Annotated in this window: 28 protein-coding genes; 7 read left to right on the top strand and 21 right to left on the bottom strand. The window is 62.7% G+C overall.

Going from position 1 to position 26,548, the window contains the following annotated elements; genetic code table 11:
• Window positions 1-178: 178 nt before the first annotated feature.
• The 13 genes from iolG to CSZ94_RS19145 form a co-directional block, all read right to left on the bottom strand.
• The gene (gene iolG, locus CSZ94_RS19205) at window positions 179-1,168 is read right to left on the bottom strand and encodes an inositol 2-dehydrogenase (protein ID WP_102122989.1); all 990 of its coding nucleotides are present in this window, start codon (window positions 1,166-1,168) and stop codon (window positions 179-181) included.
• A gap of 70 nt (window positions 1,169-1,238) precedes the next feature.
• Window positions 1,239-2,345: a porin gene (locus tag CSZ94_RS19200; protein WP_102122987.1), complete on the bottom strand. Its 1,107-nt coding sequence runs from the start codon at window positions 2,343-2,345 to the stop codon at window positions 1,239-1,241.
• 112 nt (window positions 2,346-2,457) lie between these two features.
• Window positions 2,458-3,291 carry an inositol monophosphatase family protein gene (locus CSZ94_RS19195; protein ID WP_102122986.1) on the bottom strand — a complete coding sequence of 278 codons (834 nt, stop codon included), beginning with the start codon at window positions 3,289-3,291 and terminating at the stop codon, window positions 2,458-2,460.
• Complete coding sequence (locus tag CSZ94_RS19190) at window positions 3,288-4,373, bottom strand: ABC transporter ATP-binding protein (protein ID WP_102122985.1); 1,086 nt, start codon at window positions 4,371-4,373, stop codon at window positions 3,288-3,290. Before CSZ94_RS19190 ends, CSZ94_RS19195 begins: the two co-directional genes overlap by 4 nt.
• Window positions 4,370-6,544 carry an ABC transporter permease gene (locus CSZ94_RS19185; RefSeq protein WP_102122984.1) on the bottom strand — a complete coding sequence of 725 codons (2,175 nt, stop codon included), beginning with the start codon at window positions 6,542-6,544 and terminating at the stop codon, window positions 4,370-4,372. The genes CSZ94_RS19190 and CSZ94_RS19185 overlap by 4 nt, the downstream gene beginning before the upstream one ends.
• Window positions 6,545-6,630: 86 nt before the next feature.
• Window positions 6,631-7,650 (bottom strand): ABC transporter substrate-binding protein, encoded by a 1,020-nt coding sequence (locus CSZ94_RS19180; protein WP_102122983.1) that lies wholly within the window; start codon window positions 7,648-7,650, stop codon window positions 6,631-6,633.
• Between the two features lie 245 nt (window positions 7,651-7,895).
• Complete coding sequence (locus CSZ94_RS19175; protein WP_102122982.1) at window positions 7,896-9,194, bottom strand: MFS transporter; 1,299 nt, start codon at window positions 9,192-9,194, stop codon at window positions 7,896-7,898.
• 516 nt (window positions 9,195-9,710) lie between these two features.
• Window positions 9,711-10,034 carry a thioredoxin family protein gene (locus CSZ94_RS19170; protein ID WP_102122981.1) on the bottom strand — a complete coding sequence of 108 codons (324 nt, stop codon included), beginning with the start codon at window positions 10,032-10,034 and terminating at the stop codon, window positions 9,711-9,713.
• An 18-nt stretch (window positions 10,035-10,052) separates the two neighbouring features.
• Window positions 10,053-10,748, bottom strand: coding sequence for a fumarylacetoacetate hydrolase family protein (locus CSZ94_RS19165; RefSeq protein WP_102122980.1), 696 nt, complete (start codon window positions 10,746-10,748; stop codon window positions 10,053-10,055).
• Window positions 10,749-10,825: 77 nt separating this feature from the next.
• The gene (locus CSZ94_RS19160) at window positions 10,826-12,121 is read right to left on the bottom strand and encodes an MFS family transporter (RefSeq protein ID WP_102122979.1); all 1,296 of its coding nucleotides are present in this window, start codon (window positions 12,119-12,121) and stop codon (window positions 10,826-10,828) included.
• A 151-nt stretch (window positions 12,122-12,272) separates the two neighbouring features.
• Window positions 12,273-13,469, bottom strand: a complete 1,197-nt coding sequence (gene pcaF / locus CSZ94_RS19155; protein ID WP_102122978.1) for a 3-oxoadipyl-CoA thiolase — start codon at window positions 13,467-13,469, stop codon at window positions 12,273-12,275.
• A 28-nt stretch (window positions 13,470-13,497) separates the two neighbouring features.
• Window positions 13,498-14,139 carry a 3-oxoacid CoA-transferase subunit B gene (locus CSZ94_RS19150; RefSeq protein ID WP_102122977.1) on the bottom strand — a complete coding sequence of 214 codons (642 nt, stop codon included), beginning with the start codon at window positions 14,137-14,139 and terminating at the stop codon, window positions 13,498-13,500.
• 10 nt (window positions 14,140-14,149) lie between these two features.
• Complete coding sequence (locus tag CSZ94_RS19145; protein ID WP_102122976.1) at window positions 14,150-14,848, bottom strand: 3-oxoacid CoA-transferase subunit A; 699 nt, start codon at window positions 14,846-14,848, stop codon at window positions 14,150-14,152.
• Between the two features lie 166 nt (window positions 14,849-15,014).
• Between CSZ94_RS19145 and CSZ94_RS19140 the strand changes: the two genes are divergently transcribed.
• Entirely contained in the window at window positions 15,015-15,842 is an 828-nt protein-coding gene (locus tag CSZ94_RS19140) for an IclR family transcriptional regulator domain-containing protein (RefSeq protein ID WP_102122975.1), read from the top strand.
• A 16-nt stretch (window positions 15,843-15,858) separates the two neighbouring features.
• On the opposite strand, the gene CSZ94_RS19135 is transcribed toward CSZ94_RS19140, so the two are convergent.
• The 4 genes from CSZ94_RS19135 to CSZ94_RS19120 are packed head-to-tail and all read right to left on the bottom strand — an operon-like array spanning window position 15,859 to window position 17,975.
• Window positions 15,859-16,716, bottom strand: a complete 858-nt coding sequence (locus CSZ94_RS19135; RefSeq protein ID WP_102122974.1) for a ChaN family lipoprotein — start codon at window positions 16,714-16,716, stop codon at window positions 15,859-15,861.
• 43 nt (window positions 16,717-16,759) lie between these two features.
• The gene (locus CSZ94_RS19130) at window positions 16,760-17,191 is read right to left on the bottom strand and encodes a YeeE/YedE family protein (protein ID WP_102122973.1); all 432 of its coding nucleotides are present in this window, start codon (window positions 17,189-17,191) and stop codon (window positions 16,760-16,762) included.
• Window positions 17,188-17,613 (bottom strand): YeeE/YedE family protein, encoded by a 426-nt coding sequence (locus tag CSZ94_RS19125; RefSeq protein WP_102122972.1) that lies wholly within the window; start codon window positions 17,611-17,613, stop codon window positions 17,188-17,190. Before CSZ94_RS19125 ends, CSZ94_RS19130 begins: the two co-directional genes overlap by 4 nt.
• 8 nt (window positions 17,614-17,621) lie before the next feature.
• Window positions 17,622-17,975: an ArsR/SmtB family transcription factor gene (locus CSZ94_RS19120; RefSeq protein ID WP_102122971.1), complete on the bottom strand. Its 354-nt coding sequence runs from the start codon at window positions 17,973-17,975 to the stop codon at window positions 17,622-17,624.
• Window positions 17,976-18,306: 331 nt separating this feature from the next.
• Between CSZ94_RS19120 and CSZ94_RS19115 the strand changes: the two genes are divergently transcribed.
• On the top strand, window positions 18,307-18,720 hold the full coding sequence (locus CSZ94_RS19115) for a hypothetical protein (RefSeq protein ID WP_146009852.1): 414 nt from the start codon (window positions 18,307-18,309) through the stop codon (window positions 18,718-18,720).
• Between the two features lie 82 nt (window positions 18,721-18,802).
• Here CSZ94_RS19115 and CSZ94_RS19110 read toward each other — a convergent pair whose 3' ends face one another.
• Genes CSZ94_RS19110 through CSZ94_RS19100 form a run of 3 tightly spaced genes read right to left on the bottom strand, consistent with a single transcriptional unit; the run spans window position 18,803 to window position 21,150 of the window.
• Window positions 18,803-18,982, bottom strand: coding sequence for a DUF3224 domain-containing protein (locus CSZ94_RS19110; RefSeq protein WP_102122969.1), 180 nt, complete (start codon window positions 18,980-18,982; stop codon window positions 18,803-18,805).
• Window positions 18,982-19,569 (bottom strand): DUF1697 domain-containing protein, encoded by a 588-nt coding sequence (locus CSZ94_RS19105; protein ID WP_102122968.1) that lies wholly within the window; start codon window positions 19,567-19,569, stop codon window positions 18,982-18,984. Before CSZ94_RS19105 ends, CSZ94_RS19110 begins: the two co-directional genes overlap by 1 nt.
• A gap of 15 nt (window positions 19,570-19,584) precedes the next feature.
• Entirely contained in the window at window positions 19,585-21,150 is a 1,566-nt protein-coding gene (locus CSZ94_RS19100) for a sensor histidine kinase (RefSeq protein WP_102122967.1), read from the bottom strand.
• A gap of 206 nt (window positions 21,151-21,356) precedes the next feature.
• Between CSZ94_RS19100 and CSZ94_RS19095 the strand changes: the two genes are divergently transcribed.
• Complete coding sequence (locus CSZ94_RS19095; RefSeq protein ID WP_258001087.1) at window positions 21,357-21,695, top strand: hypothetical protein; 339 nt, start codon at window positions 21,357-21,359, stop codon at window positions 21,693-21,695.
• Window positions 21,692-22,537 (top strand): HDOD domain-containing protein, encoded by an 846-nt coding sequence (locus CSZ94_RS19090; RefSeq protein ID WP_102122965.1) that lies wholly within the window; start codon window positions 21,692-21,694, stop codon window positions 22,535-22,537. The genes CSZ94_RS19095 and CSZ94_RS19090 overlap by 4 nt, the downstream gene beginning before the upstream one ends.
• A 138-nt stretch (window positions 22,538-22,675) precedes the next feature.
• Here the strand turns inward: CSZ94_RS19090 and CSZ94_RS19085 are convergent, their stop codons facing one another.
• Window positions 22,676-23,002, bottom strand: a complete 327-nt coding sequence (locus CSZ94_RS19085) for a hypothetical protein (protein WP_034746769.1) — start codon at window positions 23,000-23,002, stop codon at window positions 22,676-22,678.
• Window positions 23,003-23,655: 653 nt separating this feature from the next.
• Between CSZ94_RS19085 and miaB the strand changes: the two genes are divergently transcribed.
• Genes miaB through ybeY form a run of 3 tightly spaced genes read left to right on the top strand, consistent with a single transcriptional unit; the run spans window position 23,656 to window position 26,538 of the window.
• Window positions 23,656-25,023 (top strand): tRNA (N6-isopentenyl adenosine(37)-C2)-methylthiotransferase MiaB, encoded by a 1,368-nt coding sequence (gene miaB, locus CSZ94_RS19080; RefSeq protein ID WP_102122964.1) that lies wholly within the window; start codon window positions 23,656-23,658, stop codon window positions 25,021-25,023.
• Window positions 25,020-26,084 carry a PhoH family protein gene (locus tag CSZ94_RS19075; RefSeq protein ID WP_102122963.1) on the top strand — a complete coding sequence of 355 codons (1,065 nt, stop codon included), beginning with the start codon at window positions 25,020-25,022 and terminating at the stop codon, window positions 26,082-26,084. Before miaB ends, CSZ94_RS19075 begins: the two co-directional genes overlap by 4 nt.
• On the top strand, window positions 26,068-26,538 hold the full coding sequence (ybeY, locus tag CSZ94_RS19070) for an rRNA maturation RNase YbeY (protein ID WP_102122962.1): 471 nt from the start codon (window positions 26,068-26,070) through the stop codon (window positions 26,536-26,538). The genes CSZ94_RS19075 and ybeY overlap by 17 nt, the downstream gene beginning before the upstream one ends.
• Window positions 26,539-26,548 lie beyond the last annotated feature (10 nt).

The following is a 26,548-nucleotide window of genomic DNA, read 5'->3' as shown; positions in this document are numbered from 1 at the left end:
CCGTGCCGAAGGCGATATTCGCCGACGAGCCGCCCAGGTACTTGGCGAAACTCGTCGCGTCTTCCAGGATGCTGCCGATTTGCTGCGCGTACAGGTCCACCGCCAGGCGGCCCAGGCAGATCACGTCCAACGCGCGATCCTGCGCAAATTCAGTCGTATTCTTCATCACATGCGTTCCTTAAGACAGTTGCACGATGCGCTGCTCGCGCCACGACACGGTGGCCGCTTCGGCCATTTCCAGGGCTTTCAAACCATCATGGACGGTGGTGCGCAGGGGCGCGCCGTGGGCAAAGGCCTCGAAAAAGTGCGCCATTTCGCTGGCGTAGGCGGCGCGGTAGCGTTCCAGGAAAAAGTCTTCCGGCTTGTCCACGCTGACGTTGATGGCGCCATAAGCCGTCACTTCCGTCGGCTTGTGATTGCCCGCCTGTAGCATGCCGGCGCTGCCCAGCACTTCGAAACGCTGGTCGTAGCCGTAAGCGGCGCGGCGCGTCGTGTTGATCTGGCACAAGCGGCCTTTTGCCGTGCGGATGGTCACGGCCGTGCAATCGAGGTCGCCCGCCGCGCCGATGGCGGGGTCGACGAGGCAGCTGCCCGTGGCGTGCACGCTGACGGCCTCATCGTCGAGTATCCAGCGGAAGATGTCGAAGTCGTGAATCAGCATATCCTTGAAGATGCCGCCCGACACCTTGATGTAGCTGACGGGTGGCGGGCCCGGATCGCGGCTGGTGACGATAAGTACTTCCGGCGTGCCGATCTCGCCCGCTGCGATGCGCTGTTTGACGGCGGCAAACGTGGGGTCGTAGCGGCGCTGGAAGCCGATCATGCATAGCACGCCAGCATCCTTGACGGCAACCGCTGCGGCGCGCGCGCGCTCCAGGGTCAGATCGACGGGTTTTTCGCAAAAAATGGCCTTGCCGGCAGCGGCCGCGCGCACGATCAGGTCCGCATGCGTATCCGTACTCGACGCGATCAGCACGGCTTTGACGTCAGGGTCGGCCAGCACCGCCTCCACGCTGGCGACGCTGGCACCATGCAGGGCCGCCACTTCCGCCGCCGCGCCCGCATGCACGTCAACCACGTATTTCAGGCGCACGCCAGGCTGGCGCACCAGATTGCCGGCGTGAATGCGGCCGATGCGCCCGGCGCCGAACAATGCCACTTGTATCATTTCCATCTCCTTGGTAGTCGCTAGTACGCTGCCCGGAATGCACACGTGTGCAATTCCGGGCAAAAAATGGTTAAAACAGGTGGATGACGCCCAGCATCACACCGCTGAGCTTGGCACCCTTCTTGGTGGTGGCGAAAGCATTGCCGCCAAACGTGTAGTTGGCATTCTTGTCGTTATTGGTTTGTGTGTAGTAGGCGTACACGGTGCTGCGCTTGGACAGGTAATACTCGTAGCCCAGGGTCGCCTGCTTGGCGCCACTGTCGTCGCCACGCACCAGGCTGGTCGCCTTGATGGTCACGCTGCTGCCATTGGGCGCACTGCCCGACACATCGCCTGCCACGCCGAAACGGCCGATGAAGGAACCGCCGCCCGCCTTGTAGGCGCCCGTGATGGTGAAGTAGTCGCGCTGCAAGTCGCCGCCGGCCACGTCATACACCATGCGGTTCCAGGCCACGCCCACGTCGCCGCCACCGAAGTTGTAATTGCCCACGGCGCGAAACATCTTTTCGCTGAAGCCGGGACGCAAGTCCTTGTGCTTTTCGTAGCCGATGGCCCCTTTGATGGGGCCGTTCGCGTATTGCACGATACCCGAATAGAGGCGATCGCCGTTCGACGCCTCGTTTTCGCTGGCGCGGTAAATCGTGGCGCTGAAACCCTGCACTACGGGCGTACGGTAGCTGACGGCGTTCGAGGCGCGGCGGTTGAAGCCTTCGCCGCCCAGTTGCGAAATATTGGCGTCGTCCTGGATGCCTTGGCCCACGAAACGGTTGGTGTAGCCGTTGATCTGGCGAATCGGTGTTGAAAAGCGACCCAGCGTGATGCTGCCATAGGCGGGGTTTTCCAGCCCGACAAAGGTATCCTTGCTATTGATGGCGCCCGTGCCATCGTCGAGCCTGGCATTGCCCTCGATCTGGAAGAAGGCCGTGTTGCCATTGCCCAAGTCTTCTCTTCCCCGGAAACCGATCTTCGAAGAATTGTCCGACACGCGCGATACCGACTCGCCGTTCGGCGCCGTGGCCGAGCTCGACGTTTCGATACGATCGAAGCCCGCATGAATGCGGCCGTACACGACGACGCTCGATTCGGCCAGGACGCAGCCTGGCGCGGCCAGCAACAATGCCATGGCGATTTTGTTCAACTGCTTGGTGTGCATTTCGTTTTTCATCTCGTTTTTCATCCCGTCTCCTGCTTGTTTTTATGGTGGTGGATTACTCATGATGCTCAACAGTGTGTTGCCCTACGCGCGCCCACCGCAGGCCGCCCTTGCCCTCCCTTTCAAAGAAGATGATTTATTGGCAGCGCGGCAATGCCAGTGCTTCCAGTTGCGGATACAAACGGGGACCGCCTACCAGGATGGGGTTGCCCTTTTCCAGGCCGTTATTGGCCAGGAAATCATTGCAGCGCCCGCCCGCCTCGTTGACGAGCACGATGCCGGCCAGGCAATCCCAGGAATTGATGTGTGGCTCGAAATAGCCGATCAGGCGTCCCGCCGCCACGTAGGCGATCATCAAGGCGCCGGAACCGTTGCGGATGAACATGCCGCCCTCTTCCAGCACGTCGAGCAGGAAGGGCAAGAAGGTATCGGTGCCCACGCGGTGCGAAAAGCCCACGCCCAGCACGCCGCCCTGCAGGCTGGCCACGTCGTTGACGCGCAGCCGCGTTTCGCCCGCCTTCCCCGCCACGTATGCTCCCTGCCCCAGGCAGGCGTGGAACAGCTCGTCCGCATTCGGGTCGTACACGGCACCGATGGCAGGCTGGCCATCGACCAGCACGCCTATCGATACGCACCAGGCCAGCATGCCGTTGACAAAACAGGCCGTGCCGTCAATGGGATCGATGACCCACACGCAGCGCGCATCGGACGCGCCGCCGCCGCGCTCCTCGCCCACCACGGCGTCTTCGGGGAAGCGTTCGGCAATCTGCGCGCGCAGAAAATCCTCCACCATGCGGTCGGCGATGCTGACCATGTCCTGCAAGCCCTTTTCCTCGATCACCAGTTCCGTGCGGCGCTGGAACATGCCCAGCGCAATCTCGCCCGCCTGGCCGATGATGTGCCGGGCGTAGGCATAGCGTTCCAGGGTGGCCGCGTCGGCCAGTACCGCTGCCTGTGTCATATCTGTCATGCTTGTCCTCCAATGATGGCTGCGCCATGTTCGTGTACGGTCATGGCGACCGATGTGCCTTGCGTGAAAACCTGACTCAAGTCGTGCGAGACAGCAAACAGTTCGCCGACCGGCGTGGCTAGCGTGTATTGCATTTCGCGTCCCAGGTAGGTGGCGCGCGCCACGCGCACCACCATGGCGCTGTCGGGCTGCGCGGGCGACAGCAGGATGGCTTCCGGGCGCACGGCAAAGCTCGCTTCGCCGCTGCGCTGGCTGCGGCATGGCAGGCGCAGGCGCAGCTGGCCCATGACGCAGACGGCCTTGCCGTCAGCCACCGATTCAATCACGCCATCGACGATATTCGCGTTACAGATGAAGTCGGCGACGAACTTGTCGGCCGGCGATTCGAACAGCTCGTGCGGCGTGCCTTTTTGCGCGATTACTTGCCGGTTCATCACGATGATCTGGTCGGAAATGGCCAGCGCCTCTTCCTGGTCATGCGTGACATACACGGCTGTCAAGCCCAGCTTGACCTGGATATCGCGGATCTCGTCGCGCACGCGGCGCCGCAACTTCGTATCGAGGTTGGACAGCGGCTCGTCCAGCAGCAGCACCTTGGGCTGCAGCACCAGCGAACGGGCCACGGCCACCCGCTGCTGCTGGCCACCCGACAACTCGTTCGGGAAGCGCGCGGCAAAGTCGGCCAGGCCCACCAGGCGCAGGCTTTCCTGCGCCCGTTCCACGGCGCGCGGCTTGGTCTCGCCTGACACGATGAGGCCGTAGCACACGTTGTCGAGCACCGTCATGTGCGGAAACAGCGCGTAAGACTGGAACACCATGCTGACGTCGCGCTCGGCAGCCGAGGTCAATGTGACGTCTTCGCCGGCCAGCAGGATGCACCCGGCGCTGACGCGTTCCAGGCCGGCGATCAGGCGCAAGGTGGACGTCTTGCCGCAGCCGCTGGGGCCCAGCAAGGTGACCATGGTGCGGGGCGCGATCGTGAACGACACATCGTTCACGGCCAGCGCCTTGCCGTAGCGCTTGGTAACGCCATCGAATTCCAGCGCGGCAATCTCTGTTGCGTGGGTAGTAAAGTGGTTCATGCGTAGCTCTTTTCCAGGTTGGGAACGGCGGCCGGCAGCGTTTTTTCGGCGCTGACGCGGCGAAGACGGCGCTTGCCGACCAGCAAATGGATCAATTGGATGCACAGCAGGATGACGACGATCAACACTGTGGCGTAGGCGATGGCCGTGCCATAGTTGCCGTTCGACACCAGACCAATGATGTAGGACGTGGCCATGTCGTAATCGGCGCTGACGAGGAAGACGACGGCCGAAATCGAGGTGATCGAACGCACGAAGCCATACACGAGGGCCGAGGCAATGGCGGGGCGCAGCAGCGGCAAGATGACCTTGCGCATGGTGGTCCAGCTACTGGCGCCCAGGGTGATCGACGCTTCATCCAGGCTGCCGTCGAGCTGGCGCATGGCGGCAATCCCCGTGCGCAAACCCATCGGCATGTTGCGAAAGACAAAGCACAGGATCAAAATCGTGGCCGTGCCCGTCAACTCGATCGGCGCCGAGTTGAACGCCAGGATGTAGCTGATGCCGATGACGGTGCCGGGAATGGCAAAGCTGAGCATGGTGCCGAACTCGAACGCGCTTTTCAGGGCGAATTGCTGGCGCACCAGCAGCCAGGCCGAGAGGATGCCGACAAAGGCCGTCAAGGGCGCGGCGATGGCCGAAATCGTCAGCGTAGTAAACAGCGACGGCCAAGCCTGGCCCGTCCAGTGCCAGCCCGAAGCGCCCGTCGTGATGCCGAAGGCGTCGATGTAGTGGCGCAAGGTAAAAGCATTGTCCTGGCCCCAGTTGTTCACGAAGCCGCCCGCCACCACCGTGCCGTAGATCAGGGCCGTGAAGGCGAACCATGGCAGGGCGATGCTCCACAAGGTAGTTTTCAGGCGCGGGTTGAGCGAGGCGTGACCGCCATGGTCGGCCTTGCCCGTCACCGTCACATACGATTTCTTGCCCAGCCACAGGTTCTGGATGAAGAAGGCGCCCACGGCAAAGGTCAGCAGGACGATGGCCAGGGTGGCGGCGCGCCCTTGGTCGTTGGAGGCGCCCACCACGGAAAAGAAGATTTCCGTCGACAACACGTGGAAATTGCCACCCAGCACCATCGGGTTGCCGAAGTCGGCCATGCTTTCGATAAAGCACAGCAGGAAGGCGTTGGCGATGCCGGGACGCATCAGTGGCAAGGAAACCTTGACGAAGGTTTGCCAACTGCTGGCGCCCAGGGTGCCCGAGGCTTCTTCCAGCGAGGGACTGACGCCTTCCACCACACCAATTAATGTCATGAAGGCGATTGGCGCAAAAGCCAGCATCTGCGACAGCCACACGCCCGTCATGCCGTACAGCCAGCGGCTTTGTTCGATGCCGAACAGGTCGCCGACCATGCTCGTGATGGCGCCGTTACGGCCGAACAGCAGGATCAGGGCCAGGCCCAGCACGAAGGGCGGCGTGACGATCGGCAAGATGGTGATGGCGCGCATGGGGCGTACCCAGCGGCCGTTGGTGCGCGTCACCAGCAGGGCGAACACCAGCCCGAGGAAGGTGGCCGACACGCCCGTCAGCAAGGCCAGCGCCAGGGTATTCCAGGCCACGCCGCAGCGGCCGGGACCAGCCACGCAATTGAGGCTCCAGATGCCGGGGTCCGCCAGGCGTCGCGCCAGGGCGGCGGCGCCCGTACCGCCATCCTCCATGGGCTGGCCGGCGCTGACCAGGATCAGCGCGACGGGGAACAGCACGAACAGGGAAATCAGACAAATGATGAGGCCGATAGCACCCGCCACGAAGGCGTCGCCACGGCACACGCCGCAAGCGGCCGCACCCGAGGTGAGGAGGAACAGCAGGCACAGCGCCAGCAGCAGCGCGCCAAAGCCCAGGCCGGTGCTGGCGGCCAGCGGCCCCCAGCCCAGCCATGCCAGCCACAGCAAGCCGGTGGCGCCGATGAAGATCTGGCCCAGGCCCAGGGTCTTGCGGTGGGGATTGCCGGCCACCAGCGCGGCGCTGGCAGCGATCAGGGCGAAGAACACGCCCAGCGGCCAGGCGCCGAACGACAGCAGGTGCAGCAAGGCCGGTGCGCCACGGTCACTGAAGAACTGGCCGTCGCGCAGCCATTCGCCGGCGAACAGGCCAGCTTCCTGCTGCTGCCAGGGCAACAGACACAACGCTGCCAGGGCGGCCAGCAGCCAGCCGTAAAATATCTTTTTCATGAGGTCTCTATCCAGCTAAAGGCGCCCGCCAGCATGGCCTGTGCGGCATGTGCTGCCGGGCGCGGTACGATGACAGTCTTTACGCCTTAATTTCCGGCAGAGTAAATTTGCGTGGTCCAGCGTTGCAGCAGGCGCTTGCGCGTGTCCGACGCGCCATATTTGGCGAAGTCGTAGTTGATGGTCTTGATGTTTTCCAGGCGCGGCGAGGCGGCAGGAATGGTGGCGGCCACGTTGGACGGAATCTGGAAGGCCAGCGCTTTCACGGCCTCGCTCTGCACGTCTGGACGCAGGGCGAATTCATAAAATTTCTTCGCCTGCTCCATGTTTTTCGCGCCCTTGACGATGCTCATGGAGCCGATCTCGTAGCCCGTGCCTTCGCAAGGCGGCAAGACTTTCACGGGAAAGCCGGCCACGGTGAGTTTCATCAGGTCATGCATGAAGCCGATGGCGACGCCCGCTTCACCGCGGCCCACGTCCTCGCCGGGCGCCACGCCTGCGTTCGGATATTTGCTGACGTTCTGGCCCATTTTCGCCAGGAAATCAAAGGCTTCGTCTTCGCCCATCAGCTGCACCACGGTGGCCAGCGCATTGTAGGCAGCGCCCGAGGAATTCGGGTTGGCCATCTCGATCTCGCCCTTGTAGGCAGGCTTGACGAGGTCTTTCCAGCATTGCGGCGGCGGCAGGTTTTTCTTCTTCAGCACGTTTTCGTTGTAGGCCAGGCCCAGGATGCCGATGTAGATGCCGACGGTGCGGTACTTGGCCGTCTCGGCCTGCTTCAGCGCCCACGGCTGCAGCTTGGGCAAAGTGGGCGACTTGTATTCTTCCGTATAGCCTTCGGCGGCGGCTTGCAGGTGCGGGTCGCCCGTGCCGCCCCACCAGATGTCCGATTTCGGGTTCGACGCTTCGGCGCGGATCTTCGCATATGCCTCGCCGGCGCTCTTCCTGATCATCGATACCTTGATCTTGCTTTCCGCCTCGAAGCGGTTCTTCATCAACTGGCACCATTCCATGTCGGCCGAGCACAGCACGGACAGGCGTTCCTCGGCGGCCATGGCCGTCATCGGCAGGGCCAGGCTTATAGCAATCGCAACATTGCGCATCTTCATCGTCTCACTCCAAGTTTGTTGTCGTTGTGGTACTTCAGACCGCACCGCTATCTTGCGGTGTCACTGTCCAGGGATGTGCTTTTTATGGGCTTGCACTGCATTGCACACGTGTGCATACCTTACCACCAGCCGATTTTGACTGTCAACAAGAATCTCGGCAGGCGTGCGGCGTGGTGTTTAACCGACAAAAAAAGCCGCCAGCGTTGCAGCTGGCGGCTTTCGGGGGATGCAGCGAGTGCGGGCGGTTATTCCCAGGCTTCCTTGCCCGCGCGTGGCTTGCCCACCATCAACAGCGCGCCCAGGGTCAGCACGGCTGCCAGCGACAGGTAATAGCCCACGTATTGCAAGCCATGGTTGGTGGCCAGCCAGGTGGCGATGTACGGCGCCAGCGAGGCGCCCAGAATGCCCGCCAGGTTGAAGGTCAGCGACGCGCCCGTGTAACGCACTTCGGGCGGGAACAGTTCGGACAACATGGTGCCCAGCGGACCGTAAGTCATGCCCATCAGGCCCAGGCCGACCGCCATGAAGAGCGTCACTTCCCAGGTCACGCCGGAGCCGAACATCGGCGCCAGCACCAGGCCGAAGATGGCGATGGCGGCGGAAACCCAGATCAGGGTGGCGCGGCGACCGCGGCGGTCGGCCAGCACGGCCGAAAACGGAATCGTCAGGGCAAAGAACAGCACGGCAAACAGCTGCACGACGAGGAATTCCTTGCGCGTGAAGCCCAGTTTGGTCGTACCCCAGCTCAAGGCAAACACCGTCATCAGGTAGAACAGCACGAAGGTGGCCAGGGCGATGATGGTGCCCAGGAACAGCATGCGGCCATGTTGGCGGAACACGGTGGCGACAGGCAGTTTGACGACTTCGTTCTTGTCGATGACTTTCTGGAAGTCCGGCGTTTCCGTGATCTTCAGACGCACATACAGGCCGACGATGACCAGCAGCGCGCTGGCCAGGAAGGGGATGCGCCAGCCATAGCTGAAGAATTGCGCATCGGTCAGGGTTTCGCTGAGCAGCAGGAAGATGCCGCCGGACAGGAAGAAGCCGATCGGTGCCCCCAGTTGCGGGAACATGCCGTACCAGGCGCGCTTGCCCGGTGGCGCGTTTTCCGTGGCCAGCAGCACCGCGCCGCCCCACTCGCCGCCCAAGCCCAGGCCCTGGCCGAAACGGCACAGCGCCAGCAGCAACGGCGCCAGGGTACCGATGGAAGCATACGTGGGCAGCAAGCCGATGATGACGGTGGAAATACCCATGGTCAGCAAGGCGGCTACCAGGGTGGCCTTGCGGCCGACGCGGTCGCCGAAGTGGCCGAACACGGCCGAGCCGATGGGGCGAGCGAAGAAGGCGATGGCGAACGTGGCCAGCGACTGCAGCACGGCGGCCGACGGATCGCCGGCGGGGAAAAACAGTTTCGGGAACACCAGCACGGCGGCCGTGGCGTAGATGTAAAAGTCAAAGAACTCGATGGTGGTGCCGATCAGGCTGGCGAACAGCACCGTGCCGGGGGAATTTTTCTTGGGGGGGGTGCTCCGGGGCTTACTCATTTACTGCGCTCCTTGGGGAGGGTGTCTAAAGGCCATTCTCTGGATGTTTTTTCAGGCAGCAGCACAGCACGTTGTCTAGGCGCGCGGTTCACATATCATAGCTGTGCGCAAACGTATTTGCTGCGAATTTGCTATTCAATTCGCAAACAAATTCCACGCCGCAACACGCCGTTGTTAACGGCAGACAACGCAGTAGCAACGCGCGCTATCGCGCTGTGATCAGTGCTGATTTAGAGAAACAACGGTCGTGCGCCATCCGGTTACCCGGGGCACGGCAGGAAGGTCGTCAGGGGATGGGCGACGTGTATCAGGCCCGGCGTATCGCCAGGCATTCCTTACCAGACCCGCGCGTCGGCATCGCGGCATCGGTCATTTGTGGTGAATCCTTGCCTGCGGCCCCTCCGGGTGGAGCGGGCCGGCGATCATCGCGCTGCATCACTAAGGATGCGGTTGATCTTGCTGTAAGCGGCTTATCATACGCGCAGTGCTGCACTGCGGCAAGATAATGCAAGCCAGTTAGGCCTCGATCAGCGCAAACGCCCTGGCGATCTCCGCGCTGTCGAGCGGGCGCACGAGGCGCGCCACTTCCTGGCCATCCTTGAGAAAGATCAAGGTGGGCCACAGTTTCACCCGGAAGTGACGCCCCAGAGCACGGCCGGGGCCGTCTTCCACGCGCAGGTGCGGCACCCCGGGGTACTGCGCAAACGCGGCGGCCAGCGGCGCCTGGCTGGCACGGCAGTGGCCGCACCAGCCCGTGCCAAATTCCAGCAGGGCCGGCCCCGCCAGGGCGTCGATCTCGGCGCGTGTGGCTTGCGCTACAGAATAGGTGTCGTTCATCATGCCAGTCTCCTTGACAGCTTAGACCACTTTCATGCGCAAGGTGCCCAGGCCATCGATGGCGCCCAGCAGCTCGTCGCCGCGCTGCACGGCCGCCACGCCGGCCGGCGTGCCCGTGTAAATCAGGTCGCCCGGCTGCAAGGTGAAATAAGTCGACAAGTCGGCGATGGTTTCCGCCACGTTCCAGATCAGCATGTCGATGCTGCTGCCCTGACGCAGTTCACCATTCACGTGCAGGGTGATGGCGGCATGGCTGACATCGCCCGCCAGCGCGGCCGGAGTGATGGGGCCGATGGGCGCCGAGGACTCGAAGGCCTTGCCTGTTTCCCACGGACGACCCTGCTTTTTCGCTGCGCCCTGCACATCGCGGCGCGTCATGTCCAGGCCGATTGCATAACCCCACACGTGGCTCAGCGCATCGGCCACGCCGATATCGCTGCCGCCCTTGCCGATGGCCACCACCAGCTCCATCTCGTGCTGGAAATTCTGCGTTTGCGCCGGGTACGGCAACTCGCCCGTCGTGCCGCCTGGCACGGGCAGCACGGCATCGTTTGGTTTCATGAAGAAAAACGGCGCCTCGCGGCCCGTGTGGCCCATTTCCTTGGCGTGGTCGACATAGTTGCGGCCCACGCAATAAATGCGGTGGACAGGGAAAGTATCAACGCTGCCGGTGACGGGAACGCTGGCTTGCAAGGGCGCGGGAATAACATACGACATGAAGACTCCTGATCGGCACGATGGAAAAAGCGGCGATAAAAAAAGGACACCGCAGTGTCCCCCATTTTACGTCAACGTTACTTCAGCAGGCCCGAGCGGCTCGGGTCCGGCATGCGGATGGCAACGATGAAGGAAATCAGGCACATGACGCTCACGTACCAATAAAAATACTCTTCCACGTGCCAGGCCTTGAACTGCAGCGCCACGTATTCGGCCGAACCGCCGAACATGGCGTTGGCCAAGGCATACGACAGGCCCACGCCCAGCGCGCGCACTTCGACGGGGAACATTTCCGCCTTGATCAAGCCGCTGATCGACGTGTAGAAGCTGATGATGGCCAGCGCGATGATGATCAGGCCAAACGCTGCGTACGGGCTGGAAATATCCTTCAAGGTATGCATGATCGGCAGCACGCACAGCGTGGCCAGGCCGCCGAAGAACAGCATCGAGGTACGGCGGCCGATGCGGTCGGACAGCGCGCCGAACACGGGCTGCAGCACCATATATACCAGCAAGGCGCAGGTCATGACGGCGCTGGCCGTCTTGGTATCCATGCCGGCCGTGTTGACCAGGTATTTCTGCATGTAGGTGGTGAAGGTGTAGAACACCAGCGAGCCGCCGGCCGTAAAGCCCAGCACGGTGATGAAGGCGCGCTTGTGCTTGAGCAAGCCGCGCAGGCTGCCCGCGTCCTTATCCTTGCGCTCGCTGGCGGTGGTTGTTTCCGTCAGGGATTTACGCAGGTTCAGCGATACCAATGCGGCCAGGGCGCCGAATACAAACGGAATGCGCCAGCCCCAGGCACGCAACTCTTCCAGTGTCAAGAGTTGCTGCAAGACCACCAACACCAGCAATGCCAGCAGCTGGCCGCCGATCAGGGTCACGTACTGGAACGAGGCAAAGAAGCCGCGCCTGCCCGATTCCGACACTTCGCTCATGTAGGTGGCGCTGGTGCCGTATTCACCGCCCACGGACAGTCCCTGGAACAAACGCGCCACCAGCAGCAGGAACGGGGCGAAAGCGCCGATGGTGTCATAGGTCGGCATGACGGCGATCATCAGCGAGCCGCCGCACATCATCAGCACGGAAATCATCATCGACTGGCGGCGGCCGTATTTGTCGGCGATGCGGCCGAACAGCCAGCCGCCCACCGGACGCATGAGGAAGCCGGCGGCAAAGATGCCGGCCGTCTGCAGCAGCTGCGTGGTGGGGTTACCGGAAGGGAAAAAGGCGTGCGAGAAATACAGCGCGCAGAAGGAATAAATATAGAAGTCGAACCATTCGACCAGGTTACCGGAGGAAGCGCCAATGATGGCCTTGATGCGCTGCTGGGAAGTCAGCTGCGCAATGTCATGCGGAGTAGCGTGGGATGTCATATCAATCTTCTTGTTCGTGTAAAAAAGCCAACACCAGCCCCGTTGCCCGGGCTGGTTTTACATCATACGCCCTTGATCAGGGTCAAAAAAGGCGACCGACATACGCGTTAATACGTATCGCCGGCAACTTTTTTCGCCTGCGGGCGCAGCATCAGACCCGTTCCAGCACCAGCGCAATACCCTGCCCCACGCCGATGCACATGGTGCAGAGCGCATAGCGCCCGCCCGTGCGGTGCAGCTGGTTGACGGCCGTCATGGCCAGGCGTGCACCCGAGGCGCCCAGCGGATGACCGAGGGCAATCGCGCCGCCGTTCGGGTTGACGCGCGGGTCGTCATCGGACAAGCCCAGTTGGCGCAGCACGGCCAGCCCTTGCGCGGCAAACGCTTCGTTGAGTTCGATGACGTCAAAGTCGGCCAGGCTCAAACCCGTCATGGCCAGCACTTTCAGGGTGGCGGGCGCGGGGCCGATGCCCATGATGCGGGGCGCCACGCCGGCCGTCGCCATGGCCACGACGCGCGCGCGGGGCGTCAGGCCAAAACGGGCCGCGTTCGCCTCGTCGGCCAGCAGCAGGGCTGCCGCACCATCGTTGACGCCGGACGCGTTGCCGGCGGTAATCGTGCCATCCGCGCGCACGACGGGCTTGAGTTTCGTCAAGGTTTCCAGGGTGGTGGCGCGCGGATGCTCGTCACGACTGACGACGAGGGGTTCACGCTGCGCGATGCTGACGGGGCAGATTTCGCTGTCGAACACGCCCGCCTGCTGCGCCGCCAGCGCTTTTACCTGGCTGGCCAGGGCGAACGCATCCTGGTCCGCGCGGCTGATGCCGAAGTCGGCGGCCACGTTTTCCGCCGTTTCCGGCATCGAATCGACGCCGTACTGCGCCTTCATGAGGGGGTTGATGAAGCGCCAGCCGATGGTCGTGTCTTGCATTTTCATGCCGCGCGCAAAGGCGCTATCGGCCTTGCCCATGACAAACGGTGCGCGGCTCATGCTTTCCACGCCGCCAGCGATCAGCAAGCCCGCTTCGCCGCTCTTGATGAAGCGCGCGGCGCTGCCGATGGCGTCCAGGCCGGAGCCGCACAAACGGTTCAGGGTGGCGCCGGGCACGCTGTCGGGCAAGCCGGCCAGCAAGGCGGCCATGCGCGCCACGTTGCGGTTGTCTTCGCCCGCCTGGTTGGCGCAGCCGTACAGCACATCCGTGACGGCGTTCCAATCCACATCGGGATTGCGCGCCATCAAGGCACGGATGGGCACGGCGCCCAGGTCGTCGGCGCGCACGCCGGACAGGCTGCCGCCATAGCGGCCAAAGGGCGTGCGCTGGCCGTCGCAGATATACGCGTGGCTCATATTCTTTCCTCCAAGAAAGTAGTTTTAATTAACGTCCGTCCGTCAGCGGCACGGCCGTCAACGCTTGCAGTTGCTCAAAACTCACGCCTTCGACCAGTTCGACGACGGTGGCGCCGGCGGGTGACAGGTCGAGCACGGCCAGGTCACTGTAGATGCGGCTGACGCAAGCGATGCCCGTGAGCGGATACGTGCAAGCCTGCACCAGCTTGCTTTCACCCGTCTTGGTCAGCAATTCCATCATGACCCAGGTTTTTTTCGCGCCGATGGCCAGGTCCATGGCCCCGCCCACGGCAGGGATAGCGTCGGGCGCGCCCGTGTGCCAGTTGGCCAGGTCGCCCGTGGCGGACACTTGAAACGCGCCCAGCACGCAGATGTCCAGGTGGCCGCCGCGCATCATGGCGAAGCTGTCGGCGTGGTGAAAATAGCTGCCGCCCGCCAGCAAGGTGACGGGCTGCTTGCCCGCGTTGATCAGGTCGTAGTCTTCCTCGCCGGGCGCCGGTGCGGGACCCATGCCGATGACGCCGTTTTCGCTGTGCAGGATGATCTCTGCGCCAGCCGGCAAGTGATTCGCCACCAGGGTCGGCAAGCCGATGCCCAAGTTCACGACACTGCCTTCATGGATGTCGGCCGCCACGCGCGCCGCCATCTGATCTCGATTCCATTTGTTCACTTGATACTCCTCAAACAGCTTTGAAGCCGGCGGGGCCGGTGGCCGTGCGCGGCACTTGCACGATGCGCTGCACGAACAGGCCCGGCGTGATGACGTGTTCGGGATCGATGCTGCCCAAGTCAAGCACCTCGTGCACGGAAGCAATGCTGACTGTCGCGGCCATGGCCATGATGGGACCGAAGTTGCGTGCCGTCTTGCGGTAGGTCAGGTTGCCCCAGCGGTCGCCTTGCTCCGCCTTGATCAGGGCGAAATCGGCGTGGATGGGCGACTCGAACACATGCATGCGGCCATCGATCTCGCGCGTTTCCTTGCCCTTGGCCAAGTCCGTGCCATAGCCGGTGGGCGTGAAAAAGCCACCGATGCCGGCGCCGGCGGCGCGAATGCGCTCGGCCAGATTGCCCTGCGGCACCAGTTCCAGTTCCAGCTTGCCCGCGCGGTACAGCGCGTCAAAGACGTGGGAATCGGCCTGACGCGGGAACGAGCAGATGATCTTGCGCACTTGCCCGTTTTTCAGCAAGGCGGCCAGGCCCGTATCGCCATTGCCCGCATTGTTATTGACGATGACGAGGTCGCGCGCGCCCAGAGCGATCAAGCCGTCGATCAGCTCACCCGGCTGGCCCGCGCCGCCAAAGCCGCCAATCATGACGGTGGCGCCATCGTGGATATCGGCCAGCGCATCAATAACGCTGGTACGCAGTTTGTCGATCATTGCCTGCCTCCTCCAAATCAAACCCATCGTTCATTTGTTCGTAATTAGAACAAATATTCGTATTTAGAACTTAATCGTGAGAATATGCCGGATCGGGGCGCTTGTCAATTTGCCGTTTTCACCACCGCCATGGCTATAATTGCCATCTTGACCCATTGGAATCGCCATGACCGACCGCCGCAGCACGCCCGTTTCCGCCGAAGAACTCCCTGATGCCGATGGCGCGCCCCGTCCCGGCGACAGCTATGTGCAATCGTTCGCGCGCGGCCTGGCCGTCTTGCGCAGCTTTGGCGCCGAGGCGCCGCAACAGACCCTGAGCGAAGTGGCGGAGCGGGCGCAGCTGACGCGCGCGGGCGCGCGGCGCATCCTGCTCACCTTGCTGCATCTCGGTTATGTGGAAGCGGACGGACGGCTGTTCCGTCTGACGCCCAAGGTGCTCGACCTCGGTTACGCCTACCTGTCATCCTTGCCCGTGTGGACGCAGGCCCAGCCGCTGCTGGAAGAGCTGATGCAGACCTTGCGCCAGTCGTGCTCGGCCACTGTGCTCGACGGCGACGACATCGTGTATGTCGTGCGCCTGTCCGCCCACCGCACCATGTCGATCAACCTGGGCATCGGCAGCCGCCTGCCCGCGTATTGCACTTCGATGGGCAGAGTCTTGCTGTCGGGCCTGACGCCCGACATGCTGCGCGAACGGCTGTCGAAGATGGCGCTGCTGAAAATCACGCCGGCGACCAAGGTCGATATCGAGGTCTTGATGGAAGAGATTGCGCAAGTGCGGCGCCAGGGCTGGTGCCTGGTGCAGGAAGAGCTGGAACAGGGCTTGATCGCCCTGGCCGCGCCCGTGTTCGACCGGGCTGGCAAGGTGGTGGCGGCGATCAATGTCAGCGGCCAGACGGCGGGACCGTCCGTGGCGCATTTGCTGGAACACAGCCTGCCGAAACTGCTCGATACGGCAAGCCGGGTCAGCGCCCTGGTGCGGGTGCAGCAGTAGGCTTATTTCTTGAACCTTATTTCTTAAACTTGGCGCACGGGTCCGGGCGCGGCTGCGCCGGCATCGTTTGCGTCAGGTCAAACGTGCCCTTGTAGCCAGTGCTACCCTGCTCCAGGTAGCCGATGCTGCGCACGTTCAGTTGCGGGTCGGCCAGTTTCAGCCAGCGCGGCACGCCGATATCCTTGCGTACATGCTCATTGCCGGCGATCAGCACCACATCGCGCGGCGCCTGGTCGCGGATCAGCTTGGCCATCCAGATATCGCGCGCCACCTGGGCATTGACGATACCTTTGATCATCATGTCGGGCAGCATATTGCAGCGGGCCGCCTGGACTTCCTTCTGTTGCCCTTCCAGGATGTCGGCCGGCACGGGCGCGGCCAGGTAAGTGGCCAGCATGGCGGGCGGCATGGCCCATTGGATACCGTCGCGCACGATGCGCGAGGCATCGGCCGGCGACAAATTGCCAGCCACCACCGTCAGTTGGTAGCTGATCACCAGGTCCAGCACGGGACGGTACAAGCTCCAGTCCCAGCGCGGCTGTTCCATCACGCGGATGATGCAGTCGGGGTCGGCGCAATCGCGCGCGGCGCGCGTCAGCAAGGCCTGGTTTTCGCGGTCGAACTGCTCCATGATAATCACGGGACGCCAGCCGGCCGCCAGGCGGCGCTGCAACTCCTCGACGCGCAGGCGCTGGCCTTGCGCATTGTCATGCACTTCACCCAGCAGCAATACTTGCGGATTGGGCAAGGTGTCGGTCACGGGTGCGGGAGCGGGTGGCGCTGTCTTCTTCAGCAAGCTGCCGCAGGCGGCCAACGCCAGCACGCTGCACAGCAGGGCGGCGCGCGCGCCGGCGCGGAAAATCACGGTCTTCATGTCAATGGCTATCCTCAGTAACGATGCGCCAGATTGTACCGTCTCAGGCAGGTGCCGGTAGTTTTCGGCGCTCCAGCACTTCAAACAGGACCATGCCGGCCAGCATCGCGCCGACAAAAATCCACGCCTTCGGCTGGCCCGCCAGCAGGGAGACGAGGGCGGGACCGGGACAGAAACCGGCGATGCCCCAGCCCACGCCAAAGGCCAGGCTGCCCAGCAGCAAGCGCCGGTCGATGCGCCGCGCCGCCGGCAATTGCATGGGTTCGCCCAGCAGCGCCGTGCTGCGCCGTCCTGCCAGCCAGAAGGCAGGCAGGGCCACGGCGATGGCGCCGCCCATCACCAGCGCCAGCGACGGGTCCCAGGCGCCGGCCAGGTCGAGGAAACCGAGTACCTTGGCCGGGTTGCCCATGCCGGAGACGATCAGGCCCAGGCCAAAGACGAGGCCGCTCAACAGGGAAAGAAATAGCTTGCTCATAGGTGGCGCAACAGATACACGGTGAGGAAACCGGCCGCCATGAAGGCCATGGTGGCCGCCAGCGAACGCGGTGACAGGCGCGACAGGCCGCACACGCCGTGGCCGCTGGTGCAGCCGGCGCCATAGCGCACGCCCACGCCCACCAGCAAGCCCGCCACAGTCAGGGCCAACGTGCCCGCCTCGATCTGTACGGGCGGCAAAGCTTGCCACAGCGAATACAGCAGGGGCGTGCCGATCAGGCCCGCAAGAAAGGCCATGCGCCAGCCCAGGTCGCCCTGACGCGGGCGCAGCAGGCCGCCGAGGATGCCGCTGATGCCGGCGATGCGGCCATTGAACAAGATCAGCAGGGCAGCAGCCAGGCCGATCAGCATGCCGCCGGCCAGCGAGGCCCACGGCGTGAAGTGCTGCCAAGCAATAGTCATGATCGGCCTCAGTCGGCTTCGTCGTTGAACGGGGGGTGCGGCGCGCAAAATTGCGCGTACAGCACTTGCAGCACGGCCAGCACGGGTGCGCTGGCGACGCGGTAATAGATCTGCTTGCCGTCGCGCCGCGTGGCCACCAGCATTTCTTCGCGCAGCACGCCCAGTTGCTGCGACAGGGTCGGCTGGCCGATGCCCACTTTTTGCTCGAGGTCGCTGACGCAATGCTCGCCCTGCGAAAGCTGGCACAGCAGCATCAGGCGGTCGGCATTGCCCATGGCCTTGAGCAGCGAGCTGGCTTTGTAGGCCGAGCCGCGCATGACATCGAGCTTGTATTCGGCGTCTTGTGTTGCAACTGTCTCCATCTTGCCCTCCCACAGGCGGTCATGTTGTACATCGTGCGATAAACAATATACTAATCAATATATTGTTTTCCTGCTGGTGATTCGCACAAAAAAACAACAGTGTTTTTCAGCGATAGCGTGCTCATCCCAAGTGTGCGGCAGCGATAGTGTTCGCGCTATCAAAATGATAAATATTCGTAATTTAATGCAAATATATGTAGCAAAATTGACACGATTTGTGCTGTAATAGCACCTCATCAGAAAAATCGTGATACGCCTCCGTACAGGCGCATTGTCCGTCCAGGCGCAGGCCGGTTTCGGCAGCACCGCGCGGTGAACCAGGGAGTCAAAGATGAAGATATTTCAGCCGCTATGCGTAGCCATGCTGGCGCTGTCGGCCACTGCAGGCAATGCGGCGGCAACGGGCGCTGGCATGCCGGGCAACCCGCACGCTGCACGCGATCAGGTCGTGAGCGAGGAGAGTCTCGATTTCAACAACATCAGCAACAATCTTGGCGGGGAAACACGGGACTTGTCGTATGCGCGCCTGCTGACGCAGGCCCCGACGCTGAATGCCGCCCCGCGCTGGCGCAGCGCCGGTGCACGCAACGGCGCACTGCCCGCAGCCGCCACGGCCCACGCCGTGCAGCAAACGAACGTGCCGCCTCCCGTGCCTGAAGCGAGCATGGTCTCGATGTTACTGGTGGGACTGGGTTTGCTGGCCTTTAGCATGCATGGTGAAAAACAGGAAAAATTCGATAGCTGACCCCACTCCGGCGGCCCATACCGCTGCCATAAAAAAATTCCGTCTTGCGCGGAATTTTTTTGGCCTCTTCCCTTGTCACTAATTACCCACAGGGATGCCTGACTTCAGGGCGCACGCTGAGCATCTCGCCTTGTGCGCTGGCGTCGAGGGCGCCGTGGTAGCGCTTGGCTAGCGACAAGCGTCCCAGCCCCGACTGCGCGGCCGTGTCCGACAAGGTTTCCGGGGCGATGGTGACGTCGAATGCGCCTGCAATGGCAGGCATCAGTGCTCCTTGGAAAATGAGGATGTGGCTGCCGCATCGGGCCCGTTCAGCAGCGCATGTAATTTTTGCATGGTGGCCCAGTTGCGCGAGGTGACGCCATCGCCCAGCAGTACGCCGAGTGCCGCCACCACCTTGCTGGCCAGCACGCCATCGTGACACCAGGCATACGCGGCCCATCGCCCCAGCGCCAGCGCTTCCGGCTGCCACGGCCGCTGCAATAACGGCGCCAGGCGCTGCACGTCGGCCGGCTTGTTCAACACCAAGGTCAGCAGACGAGCTGCATCGGCCGTCGGCACCAGGCTGTTTTGTTCGATCAGTTCGGCAAACTGGCTGGCCGACAGCACCGTCACCCTGGCCGCCACGCCCAGTTTCAGTACCAGCGCTTCTTCGATGCGGACAGCGGCCTCGGCCGGTGCCACGGTGCCCCCGTCATACACGACGTTACCGCTGTTGAGTACGGTGCGCACCTGCGCAAAACCCAGGTCGCCCAACAACTTGCGCAGGTCGGCCATGGCCACGCGCTTGGCGCGGCCCACATTGATCCCGCGCAAAAGCGCCACATGCTGACTATTTTCTAGCTGTGCCATGTCTCTTCTCCTTGCCTATGCCTGGCTGCTGGTGCTTTCAGGTAACGGCGTCACCGTGGGCAGGCGCAGCAGGAATGTCGCGCCCTGCCCCAGCGTGCTGCTGACCGTGATGGTGCCGCCAAACTGTTTGGCAATCAAGTTGAACACGATATTCAAGCCCAGGCCCGTGCCGCCCTGTCCGCGCCGCGTGGTGACAAACGGGTCAAACACGCGGTCGAGCATGTCGGGCGCGATGCCGCGGCCATTGTCGCGCACCTGCATGGCGATCCACTCGCCGTCGCGGCGCACACCGATATGGATGTTGCCAGCCGTGTCCGCATCGAAGGCGTGCTCGACACAGTTCAAGACCAGGTTGGTCAGCACCTGCGCCAGCGCGCCCGGATAGCTGTCGAGCATGATGTCAGGCGGGCAATCGATATCGATGCTGATGCGCGTCTTTTTCAGGGTCGGCTGCAGGCTCGAGATCACTTCCCCGATATAGTCGCGCAATTCGAACAAACGGCGCGCCTCGCTGACCTGGTCGACGGCGATCTGCTTGAAGCTGTGGATCAGATGCGCGGCGCGGTAGGCATTGTTCATGATCAGCCGCGCACTTTCGCCGGCCGTTTCCAGGTAGCGCAGGATATCGGTTTTCTTCACGCTGCCGCCAGCCACCGCTGCGCTGATGTGATCGGTGGCTTCCTTCAGCACCGAGGCGCTGGTCAGCGCGATGCCGACCGGGGTATTGATTTCATGCGCCACGCCAGCCACCAGGCTGCCCAGCGAGGCCAGGCGTTCCGACTGCAGCAACGATTCCTGCGCGCGGCGCAGCTCGTCCATGGCCTGCGCCGTCTCCTGCTGCGAACGGCGCGCCATGTCTTCCGCCTCGCGGCTGCCCTCGATGATGGACTTGAGCTTGCGCTGCACGGCATTGAAGCCGCGGATCACGTCGCCCAGTTCGTCGCGCCGGTTTTCCGGCAGTTCCTCGACCTCTTCGCTGCCGCGCGTGGCCAGGTCGATCAAGCCGTCGCGCAACTGTTTCAAGGGCCCGAAGACGATGCGCAGGCTCAGCGCCAGGGCCCCCACCAGGATGATGTCAAGCAGCAACACTTCCAGCACCTTGCGCCGCACTTCGCTGCGCAGGGCCGCATCGATCTGCGCGCGGCTGAAATTGACGATGACCTTGCCGACGATCACCGGCTTGCCACCCGTGGTGGCCGCCACGGCGTCGCGGAACACCAGTGGCGCCTCGACGGGCGTGCCGCCCATGGCCACATCGGAGGTCAAAGGCACCAGGGTGCCGGCCGCCTCGCGCACTTCGCCCGCGAACAGGCCCACGGAAGCGTCGTAGACGCGGATGCCGACCAGTTCCGGCGGCAACATTTCGGCCGCGACGATGCTGTCGACCTTGGACTTATCGAGGTCCCACAGGGCAGAAGGCAAGCTGGTCTGCAAGCGCGTGAGCACGCCGCTGCGCAGGCGCGCGCTGCCCGATTCGAGTTCCTGGCTCAGGGTATATTGGGTATAGCTGCCGGAAATGCCCAGCACCAACGTGACGATCACGACAAAAAGCAAGGTCAGCCGGACTTGGATACTCACCATCGCTCAACACTCCCCGGGCCAGGCCAGTCGCCGGCCCGCGGCGCGGGCGCAGATACGTCGGCGGACAACAGCCTGAAGCAAATGTACGGTATGACATGCTTATTGGCAAGATTTACAGCAATGGCGTTTTCCACAAAGGTATTGATACAGCTTGAGACATTGCGTCATGGCAATGGTAATATCGCGCAACCCTCTAAGGAGTCGTCATGACGGTCACGCATCAACATCTCCCCCTTGAACAAGTGCATCCTGGCATGGTCTTGTCGGATGTCTTGCTCGACGCGCATGGACAAGTGCTGTTGCCGCAAGGCGCGGTACTGACGGCAAACATGCTGTCCCTGATGCCGCGCCACGGCATCGACATGCTGCCGATCCAGGCGCCGCCGCCGCCGCCCGAGGAAGTGGCCGCGCAACAAGCGGCCGATAGCGAACGGCTGGCCTACCTGTTCCGCAAACATGATCCGGACGATCCCGAAGACGTGGCCACCACCTTGCTGCGCAACTATGTCACGGCTTACCGCCTGGGTACGGGAGGCGCGGCATGAGCACCCAGCTGACGCTCGACGATATCGTCGCCCACCTCGATGACCTGCCCTCGCTGCCCGCCGTCGTGATGGAACTGTTGAACAGCATCGACCAGGACGACGTGGATATTTCCGTGCTGGCGAAAAAAGTGTCATACGACCAGGCGCTGACGGCAAAAACCCTGCGCCTGGCCAACTCTTCCCAATATGGCCTGCAAGTGAAGGCCACCACCATCCAGCAGGCGATTACCTATCTGGGCTTCCAGACCACGCGCAGTCTGATCACCTCGGCCGCCATCACGGGCTGCTTCCCGGAAGGACGCTGCCCCGGCTTCGACGACAAGGCCTTCTGGCGCCATTCGGTGGCGACGGCCGCCTGCGCCAAGGCCCTGGCGCGGCAGATCCGTTTCAACCAGGATTACGCCTTCACGGCCGGCTTGCTGCATAACATAGGCCGCCTGGTGCTGGTCAGCAGCTTTCCAGTGCAGTACGCGCAAGTCATCGCGCACCAGGCGGCGCACGATTGCAGCCTGCTCGCAGCGGAGCAGGCGGTGCTGGGCGTGGACCACGTGCAGGCAGGCGTGGCATTGGCCGAGCACTGGAATTTTTCCGACACCATGCGCCTGGCGCTGGCCAACTATTTGCAGCCGGAAACGCCGGGGGCCGGCTTCCTGGCAGGACTGATCCACGTGGCCAATGCCATCGTCTGCGCGCTCGACCTGGCGCAGGCGGGCGACGACATGGTGCCGCGCGTCTCGCCGGTGGCCTGGGATGCACTGGGCCTGGGCGCAGACACGTATCTGCAACTGTTCCGCGAAACGGAGCTGCGCTACGACGAAATCACTTCAGCACTGCTGAGCTAAACGCCGCACCAAATGCCAACGGCTCTCGCCGCGAAGCGAAAGCCGTTATGGGGACTGCGGTGTGTCCATGCTGCCCGGTCCACGCCAGCCTGTTGCCGCCAGCAGCTACGCAAGCGGCACAGTCAGGGCGCAAGCACATCAGTGCGCGTAATTCGATTCTTGCGCATCGCCGCGGTCTTCCGCTTTTGGACGGCCTTGGGCGTCGGACAGACGATACTTGGTGCGGCGGTCGCCCATCAAGTCTCGCAGGTCACGGATGCTCATGCCCGTCACTTCGTGCATGCGGATCAGCAGCGAGGCGCCGACCGGCAAGCGGTGGTGGCGGATCTTGCTGATGACGGGTGGCGCCACTTCAAGTAAGCGCGACAGAGCTGCGTCGTTTTTCAGCTGCATCTTGCTCAGCAGAATATCCAGCAGGTGATTCGGGTTGTAACTCTCTTGCGATGCTAATGCATGATGTGCCATGATTTTTCCTCGTCTGGTGAATGTAGAAAATAATGCCGATACGAACTTAAGGCTGGCTTAGAGTGTTCAAATAAACGTCTTTTCATCGGATTCAGCCCTCTCTCCTTTCGCACTGCCTGCACAGGACTCGCACAGCCACGCCCAGCCAACGTATGCAATCTGCCGCCTGAGTAAAAGCACGTGCAACTCACTAAAATGAATTGCATATAAGGCAATATACTAGCCCAAACAGGCCGCATCTGCGCCTCGCGCAAACTTCCTGATTGTTAAATATCAATCAAGCTGCTGTTTGGCCTGGAAACGATGCTATTTCAACACATTAGGATGCCAGCGGGCGCACACAAGGCTTTGCAGCAACTTGTTACAAATCAATGGTGTCGCACGGCAATAAATGCTTTTCAGCATCGTCATGCCGTGCGCCGTATTCAGGCCGCAATCTTGTCGGCAAGATCAGCACGACATGGCCCGTCCCGGCGATTTACGCTAAACTATGGCCTGAACTTGCAGCGGGCCTGCCACCGGGCAGCCAGCAGCGCCCGGCCGGTCATCCACCGTCCCCGCCCTGAGCGGCGCACGGCGCAAGCCCCCCTTGCCGCCACACTTATTTGCCCCATTTATTTTGCCGCCACATTTACCGATAAGCACCCGACGCCATGCAGAAAAAAGTATTCATTAAAACCTTCGGTTGCCAGATGAACGAGTACGACTCGGACAAGATGGCCGACGTGCTGGGCGCTTCCGACGGCCTGGTGCGTACCGACACGCCGGAAGATGCCGATGTGATCCTGCTCAACACCTGCTCCGTGCGCGAAAAGGCACAGGAAAAAGTGTTTTCCGACCTGGGCCGTCTGCGCGAGCTGAAACTGGCCAAGCCGCACCTCTTGATCGGCGTGGGCGGCTGCGTGGCCTCGCAGGAAGGCGACGCCATCGTCAAGCGCGCGCCGTACGTCGACATGGTCTTCGGCCCGCAAACCTTGCACCGCCTGCCGCAAATGATAGCCCTGCGCCGCGCCAGCGGCGCCTCGCAGGTCGACATCAGCTTCCCGGAAATCGAAAAGTTCGACCACATGCCGCCGGCCAAGGTTGACGGCGCCTCGGCGTTTGTCTCCATCATGGAAGGCTGCAGCAAATATTGCAGCTACTGCGTCGTGCCCTACACGCGCGGCGAGGAAGTGTCGCGCCGCTTCGAGGACGTGCTGACGGAAGTGGCGGGGCTGGCCGCCCAGGGCGTCAAGGAAATCACCCTGCTGGGGCAGAACGTGAATGCCTACCGCGGCGCGATGGAAGGGGGTGAGATTGCCGACTTCGCCCTGCTGCTCGAATACGTGGCCGACATTCCCGGCATCGCCCGCATGCGCTTCGTCACCAGCCACCCGAAGGAATTTACGCAGCGCCTGATCGACGCCTACGCCAAGATCCCGCAGCTGGTCGACCATTTGTACCTGCCGGCGCAGCACGGTTCCGACAAGATCCTCGGCGCCATGAAGCGCGGCTACACGGGCCTCGAATACAAGTCCATCATCCGCCGCATCCGCGCCGTGCGCCCGAACATGGCCATTTCGTCTGACTTCATCGTGGGCTTCCCCGGCGAGACCCAGGCCGATTTCGACGCCATGATGAAGCTGATCGCGGACGTGGGCTTCGACAACAGCTACAGCTTCATCTTCAGCAAGCGCCCCGGCACGCCGGCCGCCAGCCTGGAAGACGACACGCCGCATGCAGTCAAACTGGCCCGTTTGCAGCAGTTGCAGGCAGCCATCGACGCCAACACGCGCAAGTACAGCCTGGCCATGGTGGGCACGGTGCAAACCATCCTCGTCGAAGGCCGCTCGAAGAAGGACACGGACGATAGTGAACTTCAAGGCCGCACCGAAAACAACCGCGTGGTCAATTTCGACGCCGGCCTGGACGCGCTGCAACTGGTCGGCCAGCTGGTCGACGTGCGCATCACCGAAAGCCATTCCTACACCCTGCGCGGCGAACTCGTCGCCAGCGCACCCGCATTGAAAAGAGCCAGTTGAAAACCAAAGCCCCGATACAGCCGCATTACTTCATCCCCGAGCCGCTGGACAACACGCGCCTGGCGCATTTGTGCGGGCCGCTCGATGAAAACCTGCGCCAGATTTCCGCCGCCCTCGACGTGACGATCTTCCGCCGCGGCGAGAAATTCATCGTCGGCGGCAGCAATGCCGAACGGGCCGTGGAAATCCTCGAACAGTTCTACGCCATCGCCAACAAGGTCGTGCCGCTGGAAGAAGTGCAACTGGCCCTGGTGGAACAACGCGCGGGCCTGTCCGCCGCCTCGGAACACCACGCCAACGCACCCGTCAGCACCTTCGTGGAACCGGATATCGCCAGTCCCGTGCTGAAAACCCGGCGCAGCGACCTGCGCGGGCGCACGCCGCACCAGATCGCCTACCTGCGCGACATCCTCGAACACGATATCAGCTTCGGCGTGGGTCCGGCCGGCACGGGCAAGACCTATTTGGCCGTCGCCTGCGCCGTCGACGCGCTCGAACGCGACGCCGTCAAGCGCATCATCCTCACGCGCCCCGCCGTCGAAGCGGGCGAACGCCTGGGCTTCCTGCCGGGCGACCTGGCGCAAAAGGTCGACCCTTACCTGCGTCCCCTGTACGATGCGCTGTACGATTTGCTGGGCTTTGACCGCACGCAAAAACTGTTTGAAAAACAGGTGATCGAGGTCGCTCCGCTGGCCTACATGCGCGGACGCACCCTGAATCATGCGTTTGTCATCCTCGACGAGGCGCAAAACACCACCGTCGAACAGATGAAGATGTTTTTGACGCGCATCGGCTTTGGCAGCAAGGCCGTGGTGACGGGCGACGTGACCCAGGTCGACCTGCAAAAGAGCCAGAAGAGTGGCCTCATCGACGCCGTACACGTGCTGAAAGACGTGCGCGGCATAGGCTTTACGCAATTTAACAGCAGCGACGTGGTGCGCCATCCGCTTGTCGCCCGCATCGTCGATGCGTATGAAACGGCGCAAGCGGCCGGCACCGATGCCGCCCTGCTCGCCCCCTTGATCAAACCAGCTGCCGCCAAAAATGTCCGAAAAAAATAAACTCTCGCTGTCCGTGCAATATCCGGATACTCGCCTGGAAACCCTGATCACGCGGCCGAAAGTGCGCCGCTGGGTCAAGGCGGCCCTGTTCGCACCGGCCGAATTGACCATCCGCTTCGTCGATGCCGAGGAAGGCCGTACCCTGAACCACGACTACCGCGAAAAGGATTACGCCACCAACGTGCTGACGTTCGCCTACAACGAAGGCGAAGAGTTGGGCGACGACGAGCCGACGCGCGCCGACATCATCCTGTGCACGGACGTGCTGGAAAAGGAAGCGGCCGAGCAGCAGAAAAGCGTGGAAGAGCACACCGCCCACCTGATCGTGCACGGCGTGCTGCATGCGCAAGGCTACGATCACATGGATGACGAGGAAGCGACCGAGATGGAAGGCCTGGAGACCGAGATCCTGGCGACGCTGGGCATCAGCGACCCGTACGCGGACCAGAAGTAATCGCAAAGCC

The organism is Janthinobacterium sp. ROICE36, assembly GCF_002869965.1.
GTDB lineage: Bacteria > Pseudomonadota > Gammaproteobacteria > Burkholderiales > Burkholderiaceae_D > Janthinobacterium.
Note: the sequence above shows the minus strand (reverse complement) of the source record. Positions and strands in the feature narration are given on the sequence as shown.

What these genes read in the sequence shown, in the direction of transcription:
- CSZ94_RS19175 (WP_102122982.1), bottom strand. Translation starts at nt 9,194, where the DNA reads ATGAGTAAGCCCCGGAGCACCCCCCCCAAGAAAAATTCCCCCGGCACG.
- CSZ94_RS19100 (WP_102122967.1), bottom strand. Translation starts at nt 21,150, where the DNA reads ATGGTGAGTATCCAAGTCCGGCTGACCTTGCTTTTTGTCGTGATCGTC.
- CSZ94_RS19090 (WP_102122965.1), top strand. Translation starts at nt 21,692, where the DNA reads ATGAGCACCCAGCTGACGCTCGACGATATCGTCGCCCACCTCGATGAC.
- CSZ94_RS19200 (WP_102122987.1), bottom strand. Translation starts at nt 2,345, where the DNA reads ATGAAAAACGAGATGAAAAACGAAATGCACACCAAGCAGTTGAACAAA.
- CSZ94_RS19130 (WP_102122973.1), bottom strand. Translation starts at nt 17,191, where the DNA reads ATGAGCAAGCTATTTCTTTCCCTGTTGAGCGGCCTCGTCTTTGGCCTG.
- CSZ94_RS19185 (WP_102122984.1), bottom strand. Translation starts at nt 6,544, where the DNA reads ATGAAAAAGATATTTTACGGCTGGCTGCTGGCCGCCCTGGCAGCGTTG.
- iolG (WP_102122989.1), bottom strand. Translation starts at nt 1,168, where the DNA reads ATGATACAAGTGGCATTGTTCGGCGCCGGGCGCATCGGCCGCATTCAC.
- CSZ94_RS19180 (WP_102122983.1), bottom strand. Translation starts at nt 7,650, where the DNA reads ATGAAGATGCGCAATGTTGCGATTGCTATAAGCCTGGCCCTGCCGATG.
- miaB (WP_102122964.1), top strand. Translation starts at nt 23,656, where the DNA reads ATGCAGAAAAAAGTATTCATTAAAACCTTCGGTTGCCAGATGAACGAG.
- CSZ94_RS19160 (WP_102122979.1), bottom strand. Translation starts at nt 12,121, where the DNA reads ATGACATCCCACGCTACTCCGCATGACATTGCGCAGCTGACTTCCCAG.
- CSZ94_RS19145 (WP_102122976.1), bottom strand. Translation starts at nt 14,848, where the DNA reads ATGATCGACAAACTGCGTACCAGCGTTATTGATGCGCTGGCCGATATC.
- pcaF (WP_102122978.1), bottom strand. Translation starts at nt 13,469, where the DNA reads ATGAGCCACGCGTATATCTGCGACGGCCAGCGCACGCCCTTTGGCCGC.
- CSZ94_RS19170 (WP_102122981.1), bottom strand. Translation starts at nt 10,034, where the DNA reads ATGATGAACGACACCTATTCTGTAGCGCAAGCCACACGCGCCGAGATC.
- CSZ94_RS19120 (WP_102122971.1), bottom strand. Translation starts at nt 17,975, where the DNA reads ATGGAGACAGTTGCAACACAAGACGCCGAATACAAGCTCGATGTCATG.
- CSZ94_RS19190 (WP_102122985.1), bottom strand. Translation starts at nt 4,373, where the DNA reads ATGAACCACTTTACTACCCACGCAACAGAGATTGCCGCGCTGGAATTC.
- CSZ94_RS19135 (WP_102122974.1), bottom strand. Translation starts at nt 16,716, where the DNA reads ATGAAGACCGTGATTTTCCGCGCCGGCGCGCGCGCCGCCCTGCTGTGC.
- CSZ94_RS19085 (WP_034746769.1), bottom strand. Translation starts at nt 23,002, where the DNA reads ATGGCACATCATGCATTAGCATCGCAAGAGAGTTACAACCCGAATCAC.
- CSZ94_RS19115 (WP_146009852.1), top strand. Translation starts at nt 18,307, where the DNA reads ATGAAGATATTTCAGCCGCTATGCGTAGCCATGCTGGCGCTGTCGGCC.
- CSZ94_RS19165 (WP_102122980.1), bottom strand. Translation starts at nt 10,748, where the DNA reads ATGTCGTATGTTATTCCCGCGCCCTTGCAAGCCAGCGTTCCCGTCACC.
- CSZ94_RS19195 (WP_102122986.1), bottom strand. Translation starts at nt 3,291, where the DNA reads ATGACAGATATGACACAGGCAGCGGTACTGGCCGACGCGGCCACCCTG.
- CSZ94_RS19125 (WP_102122972.1), bottom strand. Translation starts at nt 17,613, where the DNA reads ATGACTATTGCTTGGCAGCACTTCACGCCGTGGGCCTCGCTGGCCGGC.
- CSZ94_RS19140 (WP_102122975.1), top strand. Translation starts at nt 15,015, where the DNA reads ATGACCGACCGCCGCAGCACGCCCGTTTCCGCCGAAGAACTCCCTGAT.
- CSZ94_RS19105 (WP_102122968.1), bottom strand. Translation starts at nt 19,569, where the DNA reads ATGGCACAGCTAGAAAATAGTCAGCATGTGGCGCTTTTGCGCGGGATC.
- ybeY (WP_102122962.1), top strand. Translation starts at nt 26,068, where the DNA reads ATGTCCGAAAAAAATAAACTCTCGCTGTCCGTGCAATATCCGGATACT.
- CSZ94_RS19110 (WP_102122969.1), bottom strand. Translation starts at nt 18,982, where the DNA reads ATGCCTGCCATTGCAGGCGCATTCGACGTCACCATCGCCCCGGAAACC.
- CSZ94_RS19095 (WP_258001087.1), top strand. Translation starts at nt 21,357, where the DNA reads ATGACGGTCACGCATCAACATCTCCCCCTTGAACAAGTGCATCCTGGC.